14 protein-coding genes and 1 pseudogene are annotated in these 19170 nt (G+C 50.1%); 13 read left to right on the plus strand and 2 right to left on the minus strand.

The genetic code is table 11. The features are described from left to right. From DP091_RS12445 to DP091_RS12455, 3 genes and pseudogenes are all read left to right on the plus strand, one after another. Nucleotides 1-971, plus strand: a pseudogene (locus tag DP091_RS12445) (hypothetical protein); the annotation flags it as partial. Continuing rightward, nucleotides 968-1282, plus strand: a complete 315-nt coding sequence (locus DP091_RS12450; protein ID WP_113058617.1) for an EscU/YscU/HrcU family type III secretion system export apparatus switch protein — start codon at nt 968-970, stop codon at nt 1280-1282. The pseudogene DP091_RS12445 and the gene DP091_RS12450, both read left to right, overlap by 4 nt. Beyond that, on the plus strand, nt 1282-1665 hold the full coding sequence (locus DP091_RS12455) for a YraN family protein (protein WP_113058618.1): 384 nt from the start codon (nt 1282-1284) through the stop codon (nt 1663-1665). Before DP091_RS12450 ends, DP091_RS12455 begins: the two co-directional genes overlap by 1 nt. 152 nt (nt 1666-1817) lie before the next feature. Here DP091_RS12455 and DP091_RS12460 read toward each other — a convergent pair whose 3' ends face one another. Then, on the minus strand, nt 1818-3431 hold the full coding sequence (locus tag DP091_RS12460; RefSeq protein ID WP_113058619.1) for a YifB family Mg chelatase-like AAA ATPase: 1614 nt from the start codon (nt 3429-3431) through the stop codon (nt 1818-1820). Between the two features lie 377 nt (nt 3432-3808). Between DP091_RS12460 and DP091_RS12465 the strand changes: the two genes are divergently transcribed. From DP091_RS12465 to DP091_RS12475, 3 genes are all read left to right on the plus strand, one after another. Then, on the plus strand, nt 3809-5344 hold the full coding sequence (locus DP091_RS12465) for an ABC transporter substrate-binding protein (RefSeq protein ID WP_258394500.1): 1536 nt from the start codon (nt 3809-3811) through the stop codon (nt 5342-5344). Nucleotides 5345-5495: 151 nt separating this feature from the next. Beyond that, nucleotides 5496-6416 carry an ABC transporter permease gene (locus tag DP091_RS12470; protein WP_113058620.1) on the plus strand — a complete coding sequence of 307 codons (921 nt, stop codon included), beginning with the start codon at nt 5496-5498 and terminating at the stop codon, nt 6414-6416. Nucleotides 6417-6428: 12 nt separating this feature from the next. Next, complete coding sequence (locus tag DP091_RS12475) at nt 6429-7292, plus strand: carbohydrate ABC transporter permease (protein WP_113058621.1); 864 nt, start codon at nt 6429-6431, stop codon at nt 7290-7292. 36 nt (nt 7293-7328) lie between these two features. Here DP091_RS12475 and DP091_RS12480 read toward each other — a convergent pair whose 3' ends face one another. Further along, complete coding sequence (locus DP091_RS12480) at nt 7329-9569, minus strand: helix-turn-helix domain-containing protein (protein WP_113058622.1); 2241 nt, start codon at nt 9567-9569, stop codon at nt 7329-7331. Between the two features lie 493 nt (nt 9570-10062). Between DP091_RS12480 and sucC the strand changes: the two genes are divergently transcribed. From sucC to hslU, 7 genes are all read left to right on the plus strand, one after another. Then, complete coding sequence (sucC, locus tag DP091_RS12485) at nt 10063-11223, plus strand: ADP-forming succinate--CoA ligase subunit beta (RefSeq protein WP_006211339.1); 1161 nt, start codon at nt 10063-10065, stop codon at nt 11221-11223. A gap of 96 nt (nt 11224-11319) precedes the next feature. After that, nucleotides 11320-12249, plus strand: coding sequence for a succinate--CoA ligase subunit alpha (sucD, locus tag DP091_RS12490; RefSeq protein WP_071220478.1), 930 nt, complete (start codon nt 11320-11322; stop codon nt 12247-12249). Between the two features lie 121 nt (nt 12250-12370). Beyond that, nucleotides 12371-13546 (plus strand): DNA-processing protein DprA, encoded by a 1176-nt coding sequence (dprA, locus tag DP091_RS12495; RefSeq protein WP_113058623.1) that lies wholly within the window; start codon nt 12371-12373, stop codon nt 13544-13546. A 36-nt stretch (nt 13547-13582) separates the two neighbouring features. Next, nucleotides 13583-15682: a type I DNA topoisomerase gene (gene topA / locus DP091_RS12500; protein WP_113058624.1), complete on the plus strand. Its 2100-nt coding sequence runs from the start codon at nt 13583-13585 to the stop codon at nt 15680-15682. Nucleotides 15683-15697: 15 nt separating this feature from the next. Beyond that, complete coding sequence (gene trmFO / locus DP091_RS12505; protein ID WP_373456921.1) at nt 15698-17032, plus strand: FADH(2)-oxidizing methylenetetrahydrofolate--tRNA-(uracil(54)-C(5))-methyltransferase TrmFO; 1335 nt, start codon at nt 15698-15700, stop codon at nt 17030-17032. Between the two features lie 29 nt (nt 17033-17061). Next, nucleotides 17062-17604, plus strand: a complete 543-nt coding sequence (gene hslV / locus DP091_RS12510; protein ID WP_006211334.1) for an ATP-dependent protease subunit HslV — start codon at nt 17062-17064, stop codon at nt 17602-17604. A gap of 49 nt (nt 17605-17653) precedes the next feature. Continuing rightward, on the plus strand, nt 17654-19060 hold the full coding sequence (hslU, locus tag DP091_RS12515; RefSeq protein WP_113058626.1) for an ATP-dependent protease ATPase subunit HslU: 1407 nt from the start codon (nt 17654-17656) through the stop codon (nt 19058-19060). Nucleotides 19061-19170: the final 110 nt, after the last annotated feature.

Raw genomic sequence — 19170 nt, forward strand, 5'->3', positions numbered from 1 at the left:
GGCAGCCTGCGGCGGCGCCCGGCAGCAGCACGGCCGCGGGCACGGCTCCCGGCGCCGCCGCGCCCGGAGCCAGTGCAGCCTTGCCAGCATCGGCAGCCGCTTCAACGGCAGCAGGCACGGCTGCCCCGCCTCCTGCTACAGCGCAGCCAACCGCTGCTGCGGCAGCCCAAGCTTCCCTGCCCGCCACTCCTGCCCCCGGCAGCAGTGGCACAGCAGCGAGTATGCCAGAAACCCTCGCTACGCCGGGGAATGCGGCGAACACGGCGAATGCGAACCAGCAAGCTGTTCCGAATGCTCAGGCCGGTGCCGTGAATCAGCAAGGCTTGACGCAGCCGGTAGTGCCATCCGGCCAGCAGAATTCTGTCCAAGGCGTACAACAGGCTGTCATGGCCTCAACGCAAACGGGTGAATCGGCGCTTGCCCTGCAAGACACACTGAAGGGAGTATTGCTACAGGTGCTATCCAGCCAAGAAACGCCGCCTGCGCTAAAGGAAGCGGCACAGCAACTCGTTCAGCATTTGACGGGCCAGCAGCTTTTGCTAAACACGGATCGCACGGCACCGTTTGCGCAGGTCACGATGTTCATACCTCTGCATGGGGTCGATGGGGAACAGACGGCATCCGTACATATTCAATCACGCAGAGGCCGCAAAGGCGAGCTGGATGCAACCAACTGCAGGCTTTTGTTCGACTTGGACATGAAATTTCTGGGCCCGACCTTGATCGATGTGCAGGTTGTTGATCGGATTGTCAGCCTCAGCTTTCGGAATGATCAAAGTTACGCCGCGGAGCTGTTTGAGGGAAAAAAAGAAGAGTTGGCTCAAGCTGTTTCGTCAATCGGCTACCAATTGCTCAGCTTAAAAACAGAACCGCTGCCCCTGGTTGTCCCGCCTGCTTCAGACACGCCCGTGCAGGGAACGGCAGCAGAATACACCCCGCAAACCTATAAAGGGGTGGACATGCGGATATGACCAAGCAGCAAGAGAAAGAGCAAGGGCAAATAACAGCCATGAAAAAGGCAGTCGCCCTGAAATATACGCCCGGTGAGAGCGAGGCGCCGGTTGTAGTTGCCAAAGGGCAAGGGAAATTGGCGGAATCTATATTAGACAAAGCTAAAGAGCATGGCGTCCCTGTCCAGGAAGATGCAGCTTTGGTGGAGATTCTCTCCAAGCTGGATCTGGATCAGCAGATACCCGAGGAGCTGTACCAGCTTGTAGCGGAAGTGCTGACATATGTTTATCGTGCGGATCTTCAAGCGAAAGATGGAGGGATGATGCCATAATGAACTCGCCTTCCGGCAAAAAGGACAGCCGCAAGCAAAAAGGCGCCGCTGCCGAAGAGCTGGCGGCTGCTGCCCTTATTGAAAAAGGATACCGGGTGCTGGACCGGAATTGGCGCTGTCGGTTTGGAGAACTGGACATCGTTGCCGAAAGAGGGGAGACCCTTGTGGTGATTGAGGTCAGAAGCCGAAGCGGTACGGCCAGCTTCGGCACGCCTTCCGAGTCCGTGAACGCCCGCAAAGTGATGCAGGTCCGAAACACAGCCGAGCAGTACGTTCATCAAAAGCGTTATTATGAACGGCCGATCCGGTTTGATGTTATCTCCATTATTCTTCGCCCAGATCTGACGCCCGTCTCGATGGATCATATCGAGAATGCATTTTAGATGGATACGATTCAAAGCATCTATAGGGATTACAATAAAAAAAAGAAGGTGATAGGAGCCGAGCTCCATCACCTTCTTTGCGTAAGACAGATTATTTATTCAATTGGAGCACAGACCGTTGTTATCAGCTCATATCACTCCCCAGCCCCATATCATAAATGAGTGGTTTCATCGGTGGTGATATATTGGCGGTCCAACTGACGGTATTGAATCGCCTCTGCGACATGCTGGCTCTGTATCCTATCGCATGCTTCCAAATCGGCGATGGTTCTGGCCAGCTTCAGGATTCGGTCATAAGCGCGCATGCTCAGGCCCAGCGCATCGATCGTCGCTTGCAGAAGTTCGGCCGAGTCCTTGTCCAGCACCGCATGTTTCCTCAGGAAGCTGCCGAAGAGTTCGCTGTTCCAGCTGAACGGTAGCTTGCTGTAGCGTTCCAATTGAATCCTTTGTGCCGCATAAACTTGATCCCGCATGTGCTTGGAGGATATAGGTGTTGTGCTTCCGGGCCATTCCTTCGGCCGAGGCACGTCTACCTGGAGGTCGATCCGATCCATCAAGGGTCCCGATATTCTAGCACGATATTGAGCAATTCGTGTAACACTGCACGTGCAGCGTTGATGAGGGTGATCACTGCCGTAATAACCGCACGGACAGGGATTCATCGAACAAGCGAGCATGAAGTGCGCAGGGAAGGTAAATACCGCTCGTGCCCGGCTGATGGTTACTTCGCGATCCTCCAGGGGCTGTCGCAGCACCTCCAGCACATGCCTAGAGAACTCAGGTAGCTCATCCAGGAAGAGAATGCCTTTATGGGCCAGACTGACTTCTCCCGGCTTCGGAATGGTACCGCCTCCGATGAGCCCGCCGGCCGATATGGTATGGTGAGGGGACCGAAAGGGACGTCTGGTCATTAACCCATCGGATGGCTTTAGCTTTCCGGCAGCACTGAAGATTTTCGTTGTGGTCAACGCTTCTTGGTCCGCGAGCGGCGGAAGTATGGTGGGGAGGCGCTTCATGAGCATCGTTTTACCCGTACCCGGGAGCCCAATGAGCAGAATATTGTGCATGCCTGCGGCAGCAATGGTCAGGGCGCGTTTGATATGCTGCTGACCGATCACGTCTCTATAGTCTTCCAGCTGCTTGTCCTGCAGGCCGTCCGCGTGTATTCTGCTTGGATGCGTGGCCCGATCATATCTGAGTTTTGCCAGCGAAACGGTAGCGTTGGTTGCTCCTCCAGTTTCACGGTTATCGATAACTCCATCTGATCCATCCTCGACGAGCTCATTCAAGTGCCTGAGCCCATAAACCTCGATCCCCCCGATCAATGCAGCTTCCGGGGCATTTTCGCTCGGAAGAAGGACTCCGGCATATCCTTCCTTTTTCGCTTGCTCCACCATCGGTAACACCCCTGTGATTGGTCTTAGCGTACCATCCAGTGCGAGTTCGCCAAGGATCAATATTTGCCCGGCATTCGAAAAGGTCCATTGTTCGCTTGTCAGCAATATGCCGACAGCGATCGCCAGATCGAAGGAAGAGCCCTCTTTGCGGAGATCTGCCGGTGCTAGATTGACGGTTACCCGTTTTAAGGGATAGGTAAAACCGCAGTTTTTAACCGCTGCCCGAACCCGCTCAATGGATTCGCGAATGGAGGAATCGGGCAGACCGATGATGGAGGTTTGGGGCAGTCCGTTCGCCAAGTCTACCTCGACCTGGATGACAACGCCGTCAATGCCGTGCAAGCAAGCGCTATGAAGTTTTCCGTACATAAATGAAAGCACCTCATTTCTGATATCTGTGGATTGAATCGTAAAAGAACATCCAAGATTCGAAATGGGTGCTTCCTCATTTTCGTTGGGTGACTCTAGTCCGTATTGTAAAAGTTTACCTCTCGGCTGTCAATTCGCACTCCGCTTCAAATTATTCCATCGAAAAGACAAGGACCCAACCGCGGGCGGGATCTGAGCGGTGAATGTACCATAATTCAGAAAGTTGTCACTTCTTCAGAATCGTAGCTTCAGGCAACTACGGGAAGGATTGTGAATAGCCAATGCACGGTTCCGGCAAGTAGAATCAAAATCATAAACGACATGCTGCTGTAAAAAGTAGCTGGCGTTACATCATCATACATAAGGGAGAGGGTTGCGTGAACATTTGGAACCGAAAGCTCGGGTTGGTGGCATTGGCCGCCGTTATAACCGGCACATTATTGAGCGGATGCTCAAAAGAAAACGTTGCAAAAGAGGGGAATCCCGAAAACGCCGCCTTAGGCAAAGAAGTCACACTAGAAATGATGACCTTCTCTCATACGAATTGGCCCTATAAGGAAAACTGGCCGATTTACAAGTATTTAAAAGAAGAGACCGGCATCTCCTTCAAGGTACAACCCGTGATGAGCGATTACACCACAACGATGAACCTGGCGATATCCTCGGGCGAAATACCGGATCTTATGATGGTCAACAGCTTGAACGCCGCCAATACGCACGGGGAGAGCGGAGCGTTTGTCGACTATTTCGAGCATTTGGAACAGATGCCGAACTATAAGAAGTTTCTCGAGGACCATCCGGAAGTGAAGGCGGCTATTCTGTCTCCAGAGGGAAAAAATTATTTTATGCCGTTGTATGGACTTGAGCAGCAATCCAGGCGGTCATGGCTTTACAGAGACGATATATTCAAAAAGCACAATCTGACGCCGCCGACGACATATGACGAACTGTACACCGTCGCGAAAAAATTAAAGGAATTGTACCCGGACAGCTTCCCGATCGCCGTATTTAACGGGTTGAGTCCGCTGGTCAATATGGCACCTGCGTTTAATACCAACAGCAGCTACTATTACGATTTCGAGAAGAATGAATGGCGCTATGGTCCTACAGAGGACAACTATAAGAAAATGGTTGAGTATATGAATAAATTTTACACGGAAGGCTTGGTTGCTCCTGACTTCATGGCACATAAACGCAAGCAATTTAACGATCTGCTGCTTCAGAACAAATCGTTTATCGCCAGCGATTATATCGGCATCATGGATGAACTTCCGTTAATGCTTGGGGATAAGGCAGCCGAGTTCAGTCTCGATTATATGGTTCCTCCTGTTGGAACCCCGGATGGCAAGTCCCACAATGTATTTGCCGGATTGCAGTCCGACGGCTTTGCGGTGGCGGCAAATTCCAAGGAGCGGGATCGGCTGCTGAAGTACCTTGATTTCTTGTTTTCTCCCGAAGGAATTGAGCTGGCAACATGGGGCAGGGAAGGCGAGACGTTCACAACCGAGAACGGGGCTCGCAAATTCAACCCGGATTACAAAGAGTTCGGCGACTTGAGAACCAAGACGGGCATCGCAACGATCGGAGCGCATACGGTATTGGATATGACGGCTTACGAGTCCATGTATTCCCCAAAAATGCGGGAAGCGATGAAAATCGCGCCAGACCATGAAACGAAGCCGCAGCCAAGGCTTGCTTATACGAATGAAGAAAATGAAGTGCTCAGCATGGTCGGCGAAACGGTGAAAAAGTTCCATGAGGAGCAGATCGCCAAGTTCATTCTAGGACAGAAACCGATGGATGATTGGGACGGTTACGTGAGTGAAGTGAACAAGCTTGGCGTGCAGCAGGTGCTGGATGTTCATAAAAGTGCTTATGAGCGGACGCAAAAGTTCTTAAACGAAGCCAAGTAATCGATATTTGCATGGCATTACGGCAAGATGAGCGCACTGCTTTCTTTTCCCGGACCGGCTTTCGGCTACATAATGGCTGTTCCCGGTCCTTATGGGGGAAGCGGCATGGAGTTTGAGTTTTGATATAGCGGCTAAAGGAGGATACGTTTTTGTGCAACCACAGAAGAATCCGAGTTTCTTGACAAAAGTGAAGCGGGACAAATACCTGCTGCTGCTGCTTCTGCCCTGTGCTCTGTATTACATCATCTTTAAGTACGTTCCCATATTCGGCATTTCGATCGCCTTTATGGACTACAACTTATTTAAAGGGATCACGGAGAGTGATTGGGTGGGCTTCAAGTATTTCAGCATGTTTTTTAATACGCCTGATTTCTGGCCTGTTCTCAGAAATACATTCCTGCTGGGGTTATACAAGCTGATCTTCGGCTTTCCGGCACCAATCATCCTTGCTTTGCTCATTAATGAAGTGAGCAAGTCGTTTTTGAAACGGTTTGTCCAGACCGTCAGTTATCTCCCGCACTTCATATCCAATGTGGTTGTAGCGGGGATCGCGGTTATGTTCCTTTCTCCGACAGGCGGGGTAGTCAACCAGCTGCTGAGCGCCGTCGGACTTGAACGAATCAACTTTTTGGTTGAGGCCTCTTGGTTCAGGTCGATCTATGTAACGACCGATGTATGGCAGCATATCGGATGGGGGACCATCATCTATTTGGCTGCTTTGACGGCCATCGATCCGCAGTTATATGAAGCGGCACGGATGGATGGGGCTAACCGGTGGAAGCAGATGCTGAACATTACATTGCCCGGCATTGCGCCTGCGATCGTAATTATCTTGATACTTGATATCGGAAAAATACTGGAGATTGGCTTTGAGAAAGTATACCTGCTTGCAACTCCCGCCACTTATGAGACAGCTGATATTATATCCACCTACGTGTACAGGGTCGGCTTAACGCAAGGCAACTACAGTTATGCCACGGCGATTGATCTGTTTACCGGCATCATCAGCTTTATCTTCATTATCGCGGCGAATTCGTTCAGCCGACGGGTTAGCGGAAGCAGCATTTGGTAAAGGAGGAACGGGATGAAACCGAAATGGAATTGGTTTGACGCGCTCAATGCCTTGATCCTATCCGGGATCGTGCTGGCGTGTCTATATCCGTTTGTTTATATGCTGGCCGTGTCCCTGAGCGATTCCGCAGCGATCGCCTCCGGGGAAGTATGGCTATGGCCGAAGGGCTTCAACCTGGATATGTATCAGTATGTGTTCGAGGACGGTCGGGTGCTGAAAGGATATAAGAACACGCTGATTTACGTAATTTCAGGGACCGCCATTTCTTTGATTGTAACGGCACTTGGGGCATATGCGCTGTCCAAGACCAAGATGGTCATGGGCAAACCGATCCTGATGCTGATCGTCTTTACGATGTTTTTTAACGGCGGGATGATTCCGACGTTTCTGGTCGTGAAGGAGCTGGGCTTTGTCAACACGATATGGGGCATGGTACTGCCCGGAGCGGTAGGTACCTGGAATCTGCTGATCATGCGGACTTTCTTTATGGGCATGCCTCAAGAGCTCGAGGAGTCCGGTAAAATAGATGGATTGTCCGAAATCGGGATATTCTTCCGGATTGTGCTCCCGCTATCCAAGCCGGTGCTGGCCACCATCGGATTGTATTATGCCGTCGGGATGTGGAACAACTTCATGGGGCCGCTGCTGTATCTGCGGGATGCCGATTTGCAGCCCCTCCAGGTCATTTTAAGAAACATCGTGCTGTCGGGGCAATTGACGGGAACGGATGGTCCGGTTGTGGGCGATATCGTGGTGGTGGAGGATGGCTTGAAATTCGCTACCATTATGGTGTCTACCCTGCCGATCCTGCTTGTCTATCCGTTTATCCAGAAGTATTTTGTAAAAGGGGCTTTGATAGGCTCGGTTAAAGGTTAATGTTAAAGGTAAAGCGGTCGGCCGCTCACCTGTGTGTTATCGGATCCAGTTGGTTTTCCGGTAGTCACCCGGAGTTTGGCCGGTTATTTTTTTGAACATGCGGATAAAGGAAGTGACATTACGGTAGCCGATCCGGTTGCCAACTTCCTGAATCGGCATATTTGTCGTCTGCAGCAGTTCTTTTGCTTTTGTTATACGAATCGCATTCAATTGGTCACTGAAGTTGCTCCCCGTCTTCTCTTTAATATACCCGGACAGATAAGTTGACGACATGTTGAGCTTAAAAGCAAGCTGCTCGAGTGATATATCTTCAGCGTAATGGGACTCCAGATAATGAATGACATATTGAATGATATCGTAATGTTCCTCCCGTTTCAGACGGATTGCATGGGCTGCATGGGCGAGCTCGTCGAGCAGGATTTCCCGGTATTGCTCGAGCGTTACGCTATATGCAAGCTTTTGTGCGTAATCCGGAAAGGCGTCGATATTGATTTTCAGCAGCTCAACTGTCCTTCTCATGCGGACCGAGACCGATTTGGCAAAGTGGCTTAGTTGATCGGCCGTGGCCTCCTGCCGCTGCAATCGATCCAGGGCGCGCTCAATGAGCGATTGGCAGCTGCTCTCGTTGCCGGCTTGTAAATTCACGTAAAATTCGTGTTCCTGCTCGGCAGTGAATCCTGTTACATCTTCACGGCTTTCCTTCTCCCAGATGATCTGGGTTTCCTCAATCGGCATGGCTTGCTGCAGGAGCGACATGGCTTCTGCATAAGCCCGGTCAAAATCAGAGGTTTGCTGGAATACGGACGAAACCGCAATATTCACGAGATAGGTACTTTGATCCTGATCAAAAATCTGTTTGAGCTGATTGAGACACTGCTGCAGCATGCCAGATTTTTCTTGTGTATACACAATGGATAAAATCTGCTTGCCCTCCATCTGAAGGGTGTGGGATAAGGGGAATGATTCTTGGATCTGCAGCGTGATCATATCTTTGATCTTGCCGGTTGCCCTTGTCATTAAAGCATCAAGCTGACGCGAAGGGACGTGCCGGTACCTCAACTGATAAACGATAACCATAAATGCACCCTCGCCGACCCAAAGCTCGTTGGAAGCGTTGGTATCAAGGGCAATGTTTTTGAACTGGGCCAAATAATGGTAGCTTGTCAGCAAGGGTTTGGTATGGTCCATCCATTCCTTGATGATCTTACGTTCATGCTGCAAACCTTTCAGATGGTTGGAAATGGCGCTGAATTCGGCAATACTCCCTTGATACAGCTCCATCTCCGCTTGGCCTAGTCCCGTTACCATTCGCTTGAGCGGCTGATTGATTTTGCGGGAAAATACCCAAGATGCCAGAATACCAATAAGCAGGGTAGCTGCAAATAAGAGTACAGCAATCCAGTTCATGCGGCTGATGCTTTGATTGAGTTCCTTATGCGGAATAATAGAAACGTAGGTAAGACCGGAGCGGGCGCCTTTTTCGAAAAAGTAATAGGTTCCCTTCTCCATAATCCATTCCGATTGGCCGTCCCATTCCGGCAGTGGCAGGGATTTAGCATCCGGTGCGGATTCATACAGGGTTGTTCCCTCCGAGTCCACCAGCAGAAAACGGGAATCGGCCATTCCTTTATATGATTCATACCAGCTTTTCATATTTACGAAAGCGATGATCCTCCAGGGACTGCCCTGTACATTGGTAATTAGCGGCATCAGCTGCATTTCACTTTTCTCGGTCCCGATGGTGAACGTGCGGCTGGGAAGCATGTGCAGAAAACCGTTTGCGTGATCTCTCCGTTTCCAGAATTCGTATGAATAGGCGTCGCTTTTGTAGTAATGCTTAAACATGCGGTCATCATCGACGATGCCGTCCCTTTCAAGCAGGAAGGAATGATTTTGGTAGTAAATCATGACATTATTTAAGTGGTAGTAAGGCTGGCTTACCAGGGTCCGAATCTGATCCATCACCGTATCCACCTGCAGATAATTGATGCCTTTCTTTCCCCCGGAATCGGCCTGCCTGCTGATATTGCCGACAAATTCATCATGCTGAAGGTTAAGCAGGAGATTTTTCCATGTGGAGTATTGTTTCTCAAAATGATCGACGGTGTTTCGAATCAGGGTCAGATTATATTTGACAATTTCATTGTTAACATTGCGGGAGTAGAATGTCATCGACCATAAATTATAGGAGGAGAGCAGGAAAATCACGATGAGAAAATACACGAGCATTTTGACAAATAATGAATGCAGCGGAAAAAATGACTTCAACCAACTCATGCTGAATCTCCTTATAATTGCGTTCACTAATCTTTCAATCATTCTACCGGATAGCAGAAAAAGGATAAAGAGTTTTATTTTACGTCATAGCTTAACGCGAATAAAAAGGGAATTAATGGTATAATATCAATCAATATACTAATCATTACGGAGATAGGAGCGGAATTCGGGATGACAATTATATGGGAAAATATCATCATGACATTAATTGCAGGATTGTTTGGCATTGCCGTTGTCATATTGGGGATTGTCGGCTTGATACGATTTGCGCGAAAAAATAAATGAATCGCACATATTTTTCCAATTTATATCTGGAAGGAATCATACCCATGCCAAATCGAGTGGATAAACGGTGAACTTTTTAAGGTAAGCGTTTTAAAAACATGTTACAATAGCTTGGGTTTAATATATAAAGGTTGACAGGGTAATCTTTCATAGATTAGTTCCGTGTCAGCCAGCCTTGTTCCAGTCATGTTGATAGGAGGATTCGAGAATGAATATCCATGAATATCAAGGAAAACAAGTACTGAAGCAATATGGAGTAGCTGTTCCGAACGGCAAGGTAGCGTTTACGGTAGAAGAAGCAGTTGAAGCTGCACAATCTTTGGGCAGTCCCGTAACCGTTGTCAAAGCACAGATCCACGCAGGCGGTCGGGGTAAAGCCGGCGGCGTTAAAGTGGCAAAGAACCTGGATGAGGTTCGTGCTTATGCTGAAGAAATTCTGGGCAAGGTGTTGGTGACTCACCAAACGGGTCCGGAAGGCAAGGAAGTCAAGCGTCTCCTCATTGAAGAGGGCTGCGATATTCGCAAAGAGTATTATATCGGTGTGGTCGTTGACCGTGCTACTGGCCGTGTCGTTTTGATGGCATCGGAAGAAGGCGGTACTGAGATCGAAGAGGTTGCGGCAGCAACTCCCGAGAAGATTTTCAAAGAGGTCGTAGATCCAGCGATCGGACTTCAAACATTCCAAGCACGGAAATTGGCGTATTCCATTAATATTCCGAATGAACTGGTAGGAAAAGCCGTTCAGTTCATGCTTGCTTTGTATAAGGCATTTGTAGAGAAGGATTGCTCTATCGCTGAAATCAATCCGCTTGTCGTAACCGGGGACGGAAACGTCATGGCTCTAGATGCCAAGCTCAACTTTGACTCCAATGCGTTGTTCCGTCATAAAGACATCCTTGAGCTGCGCGACCTGGACGAAGAAGACGAGAAGGAAATCGAAGCATCCAAATACGACTTGAGTTACATAGCTCTGGACGGCAACATCGGCTGTATGGTTAATGGCGCCGGTCTTGCTATGGCTACAATGGACATCATTAAGTACTATGGCGGGGACCCTGCTAACTTCCTTGATGTTGGGGGCGGCGCAACAACGGAGAAGGTAACGGAAGCCTTCAAGATCATTTTATCCGATCCTCAAGTAAAAGGAATCTTTGTCAACATTTTCGGTGGCATCATGCGCTGCGACGTTATCGCTACCGGCGTTGTCGAAGCTGCTAAACAGCTGGGCTTAACTCGTCCGCTTGTTGTACGCTTGGAAGGGACGAACGTAGACCTCGGCAAGCAAATTTTGGCGGAGTCCGGTCTTAATATCGTACCTGCTGATTCCATGGCCGACGGAGCACAGAAGATCGTCTCCCTCGTTCAGTAATATTTCATTCCTGAAGGGGCATGGCACGAAGGGCTTCGAAGCCCTGCCGTGCGGTTGCTTTCATTTTCAAATAACAATAGGGGATGTGAATCAATCGTGAGTATTTTGATCGATAAAAATACAAAAGTTATCACGCAAGGGATTACAGGTAAAACAGCCCTTTTCCATGCAAAAGGCGCCCTGGATTACGGTACACAGATGGTTGGGGGAACTTCACCCGGCAAAGGTGGAACCGAAGTCGAAATTACGCTTGAGAACGGCGAAACCGTCAAATTGCCGGTTTACAACACCGTCGAGGAAGCCAAAGCCAAAACAGGCGCAACCGCTAGCGTAATTTATGTGCCTCCGGCTTTTGCAGCCGATTCCATCCTGGAAGCTGTTGATGCCGAGATGGACCTGGTTATCTGTATTACGGAAGGCATTCCGGTGCTGGATATGGTCAAAGTATCCCGCTATATGGAAGGCAAGAAGACTCGTTTGATCGGACCTAACTGTCCGGGCGTTATTACGCCGGGTGAATGCAAAATCGGCATTATGCCTGGATACATCCACACGCCAGGACATGTCGGAGTTGTATCGCGCAGCGGTACCCTGACATATGAAGCCGTTCATCAGCTGACTGCTCGCGGCATTGGACAATCCTCAGCCGTAGGGATTGGCGGCGACCCGGTTAAAGGGACGGAGTTTATCGATGTATTGAGACTCTTTAACGAAGATCCTAACACCAAAGCGGTTATTATGATCGGTGAGATCGGCGGTACAGCGGAGGAAGAAGCGGCCGAATGGATCAAAGCGAACATGACTAAACCAGTGGTAGGCTTCATTGGCGGCGCAACGGCGCCTCCAGGAAAACGCATGGGCCACGCAGGCGCGATTATTTCTGGCGGTAAAGGAACAGCCAAGGAGAAAATCTCTGTACTTGAAGCGTGCGGTATCAAGGTAGCTCCTACACCTGCTGAAATGGGCTCAACCCTGGTTAGCGTGCTTGAGGAGAAGGGTCTTCTGGAGTCTTGCACGACTCACTAGCCTAGATTGTTATGCAATCCTAACTAAGGCTTAACTTAAGGTAAGCAACCTTTTATTTCCTAAACAGGAAATGAAGGGTTGCTTTTTTGTTTTCGATTTTATATTTTAAGGAGGTCCCGTTATGAAAGTGGACAGCTTACTGCTGATCGCATTGCATGAAAGCGAAGGTGTCGGATGGAAGACCATTAACCGAATCATATTGAATGGTGAGCTGCATGAGGGGCTGCTGTCATATGATGCGAATGATTGGAGGGCCTGTGGCCTGTCCGTCGAAAAAGCGAACAAATTGGCCAAGGACTTCCCTTCCGTTGTCGAAAGAAAGCAGATCGATCTGTCGAATGCGGATGATGTCGGGGATCGGCAACATGAAGCCGGGGTATGGAATTTGACAAACCGTTCAAAAATACGTATTATAACAGCCCTCGACGATATCTACCCGGACACGTTGCGATCTTCGCCACAGGCTCCTTGGGTGTTGTATTGCATCGGCGATCTACATCTGCTGTCGAGGCATGGGATTGCGATGGTAGGTACAAGAATGCCGACGGCATATGGGCGCAGAATTGCTACCATGCTATCGGAGGAGTTGGTACGATCCGGGTTCATGGTTGTCAGCGGCATGGCAAGAGGCATTGATAGCGTAGCCCACGATACGGCTTTGCGAAGCGGGGGGCCGACAGTGGCGGTTCTCGGTGCCGGCATTGACGTTATATATCCGCCGGAGAACCGATCGCTGTATGAAGAGATCGCGGCTAAGGGGCTTATCATGTCCGAATACCCGCAAGGCACCAAGGCGCTACCTGGATTCTTCCCGCAGCGTAACCGAATTATCGCGGGACTCACGTTAGGTACCGTGGTGGTGGAGGCGGATGCACGCAGCGGATCGTTGATTACGGCGGATTTAGCTCTGGAGGCGGGAAGGGACGTGTTCTCCGTTCCGGGACCTGTTACCTCACCCAAGAGCAGAGGGACTTTGGATTTGATCAAGCAAGGAGCCAAGATGGTCACGGAAGCAAGGGATATAATAGAAGAATATGATTCCTTGTTGCCAAAAGCGGCCTCCGGTACATACAATAAGGAGCGGCGGGCCCCTCGTCAGGAGCAGCCGGATGAACTAGCCGGGTTGACAAATGACGAACGACAAATATACCATATGCTCGAACAGGGTCCCGGGTCGCTGGATGATATGATCGAGCGAACCCGGTGGGATTTTGGACATTTGCATTCAGTTCTGTTATCTTTAATCATAAAAAAGCAGATTACCCAATTACCCGGTGCTATATATAAGATCATTTAATGGGAAAGTTTGAATGTTGGAGAGGAGGATGAACCTGTGGCGGATTCACTCGTCATCGTAGAGTCGCCTGCTAAGGCGAAAACGATTGGCAAATATCTCGGCAGCAAGTATATCGTGAAGGCTTCGATGGGTCATGTTCGCGATTTGCCGAAGAGCCAGATCGGGGTTGAAGTAGAAAACGACTTCAATCCGAAATACATTACGATCCGCGGAAAAGGTTCTGTCTTAAAGGAACTTAAGGATGCCAGCAAAAAGGTGAAAAAAGTGTACCTCGCAGCTGACCCCGATCGTGAAGGGGAGGCCATTGCATGGCATCTTGCGCATGCGTTGGAGCTGGATGATACTCAAAGCCTGCGGGTTGTATTTAATGAAATAACGAAAACGGCCGTGAAGGATGCCTTCAAGACGCCGCGCAAAATTAACATGGATCTGGTCAACGCGCAGCAGGCAAGACGTATCCTGGACCGCTTGGTTGGTTATAAGATCAGCCCTATTCTATGGAAGAAAGTGAAAAAGGGTCTCTCTGCCGGACGCGTTCAATCGGTAGCCGTCAAAATCATTCTCGACCGCGAGAATGAGATAAGCGCTTTCGTGCCGGAAGAATATTGGACCATTACGGCCAAGCTGGCTATTAAGGGATCCGCATTCGAAGCCAAATTCACGCAGCTTAACGGCGCGAAGAAGGAACTGACCAATGAACAGGAAGTAAATGAAATTCTCGAAGCGATTCGGGATGCTTCCTTCCAAGTCAGCGAAGTCAAAGAGCGAGAGCGTCAGCGCCATCCGTCTCCACCGTTTACAACGAGTTCCTTGCAGCAGGAAGCTGCACGTAAACTTGGTTTCCGCGCAGCTAAGACCATGTCCGTTGCCCAGCAGCTGTACGAGGGCGTCGAGCTTGGCAAGGAAGGCACCGTCGGTTTGATTACCTACATGCGTACGGACTCCACGCGCATCTCAGGGACGGCTCAAGAAGAAGCAAAGGAATACATCACCGAGAAGTATGGTGATCCGTTCGTTCCGGAGAGCCCGAGACAATACTCGAAAAAAGCCGCCAACGCTCAGGATGCGCATGAAGCGATTCGTCCTACATCGGTGCTGCGGGATCCTGAATCCATGAAGCCGTTTATTAGCCGGGATCAGCTCCGCTTGTACAAACTGGTCTGGGAGCGTTTTGTGGCTAGCCAGATGTCTTCTGCAGTGCTGGATACGCTTTCTGTGGATATTGCTGCGGGCAAGACCGTCTTCCGGGCAACAGGTTCGAAGGTTCGTTTTCCTGGATTCATGAAGGTCTACGTTGAAGGCAACGACGATGGGACGACAGAGGAAGATAAATACCTGCCGGAGCTGCATAGTGGCGACATTCTGGAGAAGCAGGATATTGAGCCGAAGCAGCACTTCACGCAGCCGCCTCCGCGTTATACGGAAGCACGACTTGTCCGGACGCTGGAAGAGCTCGGCATAGGGCGACCTAGTACGTATGCACCGACACTGGAGACGATTCAGAAGAGAGGCTACGTTGCCATCGAAGAGAAGAAATTCATGCCAACCGAGCTCGGTGAACTTGTCATCGAGCAGATGGAGCAGTTCTTCCCGGAAATTCTCAATGTGGAGTTTACGGCTAACATGGAAGAGGACCTCGACCATGTGGAGGAGGGCTCCGAAGATTGGGTCAAAGTATTGGCAGAGTTCTATGAGTCCTTTGAAAAGCGCCTTGAAGTAGCAGAGGAAGAAATGAAGGAAATCGAAATCGAGGATGAGGTTTCCGACGAGATCTGCGAAAAGTGCGGAAAGCCGTTGGTTTATAAGCTGGGCAGGTTTGGCAAGTTTCTTGCATGCTCAGGCTTCCCGGATTGCCGGAATACCAAGCCGATCGTGAAAGATATCGGTGTGGCGTGCCCGAAATGCAAGGAAGGCCATGTCGTGGAACGACGAAGCAAGAAGGGGCGCGTCTTCTTTGGATGTGATCGATATCCCGAATGTGATTTTGTATCATGGGATAAACCGTCAACGAAGCCGTGTCCGAATTGCAGCAGTTTAATGGTGGAGAAGAAAAGCAAGCAAGGCATTAAGCTTCAATGTACTTCTTGTGATTATTCCGAAATGGTCGAGGAACAAGACGACGCAGCAGATTTGTAAGGCATACAGGGGGTAATGACGTTGACAGATTCACAGAGGGTTACGGTTATCGGTGCAGGGCTTGCCGGCAGTGAAGCTGCCTGGCAGATCGCTAGCCGAGGCGTACCCGTTACATTATATGAGATGCGGCCGGTCGTGAAGACGCCGGCTCATCATACGGACAAGTTCGCTGAGCTTGTATGCAGTAATTCGCTTCGGGCGAACGGTTTAACCAACGCAGTAGGGGTATTGAAGGAAGAAATGCGGATGCTGAACTCGCTTGTCATCGGTTCGGCAGACCGCAATTCCGTCCCGGCTGGCGGCGCATTGGCCGTTGACCGTGACGGTTTTTCGGGAGAAATTACGGAGACTCTGCATCAGCATCCTTTAATTGAGGTTGTAAATGAAGAAATTCAGCATATACCTGAAGAAGGCATCGTTGTTATTGCTACAGGGCCGCTGACCTCGCCCGCATTGTCATCCCAGATTCGTGAGCTGATGGGTGAGGACTATTTCTATTTTTACGATGCGGCTGCTCCGATCGTGGAAAAAGATTCGATTGATATGAGCAAGGTCTATCTGGCATCCCGTTACGATAAAGGCGAAGCCGCTTATCTGAATTGTCCCATGACGGAAGAAGAGTTCGACGCTTTCTATGACGCTCTTATCAATGCCGAAGTCGCTCAATTGAAAGAGTTTGAGAAGGAGATTTATTTCGAGGGCTGCATGCCGATCGAGGTCATGATGAAGCGTGGTAAACAAACCGCTTTGTTTGGCCCGATGAAGCCTGTTGGATTGGTGAATCCGCATACAGGCAAGCTGCCGCACGCTGTGGTCCAGCTCCGTCAGGATAATGCGGCAGGTACCCTCTACAATCTTGTTGGTTTCCAGACGCATCTGAAGTGGGGCGAACAGAAGCGGATCATTTCCATGATTCCGGGACTTGAGAACGCCGAAATTGTGCGTTACGGTGTCATGCACCGCAATACGTTTGTCAATTCGCCTAGGCTGCTGGAACCAACCTATCAGGTGAAAACACGGCCTAATCTGTATCTGGCGGGACAAATGACGGGCGTAGAAGGATATGTTGAGTCGGCCGCATCCGGATTGATTGCTGGGATCAATGCAGCAAGAGCCGCTCAGGGGCAGGAGGGGATCGTATTCCCGCAGGAATCAACCATCGGGAGCATGGCCTATTACATAACCCATGCAGATCCAGATAACTTCCAGCCGATGAATGCGAACTTCGGTCTTCTTCCGAGTCTCGAGAAGCGCATCCGCAACAAAAAGGAAAAAAACGAAGCGCTTGCAAGCAGAGCTCTTGACGGAGTACGCGTATTTATTAATGCTAACGAACTAAATACAATCTAATCTTATTTTCTTAGGGAGGTCTTGCCATCATGGAAATGACTTTTCACGCCACTACAATTTGTGCAGTACGGCATAATGGCACAGCAGCTATTGCCGGCGATGGCCAAGTTACATTTGGTGAAAGTGTAGTCATGAAGCAGACCGCCAAGAAAGTGCGCCGTCTTTACCGGGGACAAGTTGTCGCCGGTTTTGCCGGTTCTGTGGCGGATGCAATCACGTTATTTGAGAAATTCGAAGGCAAGCTGGAAGAGCACCACGGAAATCTGCAGCGCGCTGCTGTTGAACTCGCGAAGGATTGGCGTCAAGACCGTGTGCTTCGCAAGCTTGAAGCTTTGATGATTGTTATGGATAAAACCGGGATGCTGCTGATTTCAGGTGGCGGCGAAATCATCGAGCCTGATGATGATGTGCTGGCCATTGGGTCAGGCGGCAATTTTGCCTTGTCGGCAGGACGGGCGCTTAAGCGACATGCCGGACATATGGAAGCGAAGGATATAGCCAGAGAAGCGCTTCAGATCGCTTCTGAGGTGTGTGTCTATACCAACAGCAATATTATTGTCGAAGAGCTGTAAGGATGCCATACAGCAACATATAGCCATATCAGGGGTGGAGGTATTCGCGATGAGTAAAGAATCGATGACGCCAAGACAGATTGTATCCGAGCTGGATAAATACATCGTAGGCCAGAAGGAAGCTAAAAAATCGGTCGCTGTAGCACTTCGGAACCGCTATCGCCGGAGCTTGCTGACGGATGACGAGCGGGATGAAATCGTACCGAAGAATATCCTGATGATCGGTCCCACCGGCGTCGGCAAAACGGAGATAGCAAGAAGGCTTGCCAAGCTGGTTCATGCACCGTTCGTTAAGGTCGAAGCGACAAAGTTTACCGAGGTTGGATATGTCGGCCGTGATGTGGAATCCATGGTACGGGATCTTGTGGAAACTGCGATCCGGATGGTGAAGCTGGAACGCACCGAGAAGGTTAAGGACAAAGCCGAGGAAATGGCGAACGCGCGGATCGTTCAGCTGTTGGCGCCTTCAGCCAAAGGGCAGAAGAGTCAGCGAAATCCCTTTGAGATGCTGTTTGGCGGTGCGAATAACGATGCCCAGACCGAAGATGAGGATGCGGACGATAAGGACGTTAGTCTCAAAGAGAAGCGGAGACAGGTGCGCTTTAACTTGCTGTCCGGTAAGCTTGAAGACGAGACGATTGAGATTGATGTCGAGGATGCTGCTCCGAACATGTTCGATATGTTTGCAGGACAGGGCAATGATCAGATGGGCATGAACATGCAGGAAATGTTCGGCAATCTGATGCCAAAGCGCACAAAGCGCCGCAAGCTGTCAGTGAAAGAAGCCAGGAAAGTGCTGACGCAAGAGGAAGCAGCCAAGCTCATTGATATGGATGATGTCATCCAGGAGTCCATTCGTCGTGCAGAGCAATCCGGCATTATCTTTATCGATGAGATCGACAAGGTTGCCAGCCAAGGCCGCCAATCGGGTCCGGATGTGTCCAGAGAAGGTGTTCAGCGCGATATTCTGCCGATCGTGGAAGGCTCAACGATTATGACAAAATATGGACCGGTAAAAACGGATTTTGTTCTCTTCATTGCGGCAGGTGCCTTTCATATTGCGAAGCCATCAGATTTGATTCCCGAGCTTCAGGGACGTTTTCCGATTCGGGTGGAGCTCAGCAGCTTGTCGCTCGACGATTTTGTATCCATTTTGACCGAGCCAAAAAATGCACTAACCAAGCAATACGTCAATCTGCTGCGCACTGAGGATCTTGAGGTTGAGTTTTCTCCGGAAGCGATACGGGAGATCGCCCAAATTGCGGCGTCGGTTAACCAGAACACGGAGAATATAGGCGCACGTAGACTTCATACGATATTGGAGAAGCTCCTCGAAGACCTGTCATTTGAAGCGCCTGAGTTGACGCTGGACCGCATGGTGATCACGCCGCAGTATGTCCGGGAGAAACTTGCCGGCATTGCCCAGGACCGGGACCTGAGCCAGTACATCCTATAAGTGCGCGCATATAGTTCTATCTGCCGGGTATTCGAAAGGAAATAATTGTCGATATTCATCCCGACCCCAGCAGCAAGTTGTCGAAGCACTTTCGCATGTTGGAAGGGATC

It is taken from the genome of Paenibacillus sp. MDMC362, assembly GCF_003269305.1.
In the GTDB taxonomy this organism is placed as follows: Bacteria; Bacillota; Bacilli; order Paenibacillales; family Paenibacillaceae; genus Paenibacillus_AQ.

Coding starts and splice junctions, on each gene's coding strand:
- DP091_RS12450 (WP_113058617.1), top strand. CDS start 968: ATGACCAAGCAGCAAGAGAAAGAGCAAGGGCAAATAACAGCCATGAAA.
- DP091_RS12455 (WP_113058618.1), top strand. CDS start 1,282: ATGAACTCGCCTTCCGGCAAAAAGGACAGCCGCAAGCAAAAAGGCGCC.
- DP091_RS12460 (WP_113058619.1), bottom strand. CDS start 3,431: ATGTACGGAAAACTTCATAGCGCTTGCTTGCACGGCATTGACGGCGTT.
- DP091_RS12475 (WP_113058621.1), top strand. CDS start 6,429: ATGAAACCGAAATGGAATTGGTTTGACGCGCTCAATGCCTTGATCCTA.
- DP091_RS12480 (WP_113058622.1), bottom strand. CDS start 9,569: ATGAGTTGGTTGAAGTCATTTTTTCCGCTGCATTCATTATTTGTCAAA.
- sucC (WP_006211339.1), top strand. CDS start 10,063: ATGAATATCCATGAATATCAAGGAAAACAAGTACTGAAGCAATATGGA.
- dprA (WP_113058623.1), top strand. CDS start 12,371: ATGAAAGTGGACAGCTTACTGCTGATCGCATTGCATGAAAGCGAAGGT.
- trmFO (WP_373456921.1), top strand. CDS start 15,698: ATGACGTTGACAGATTCACAGAGGGTTACGGTTATCGGTGCAGGGCTT.
- hslV (WP_006211334.1), top strand. CDS start 17,062: ATGGAAATGACTTTTCACGCCACTACAATTTGTGCAGTACGGCATAAT.
- hslU (WP_113058626.1), top strand. CDS start 17,654: ATGAGTAAAGAATCGATGACGCCAAGACAGATTGTATCCGAGCTGGAT.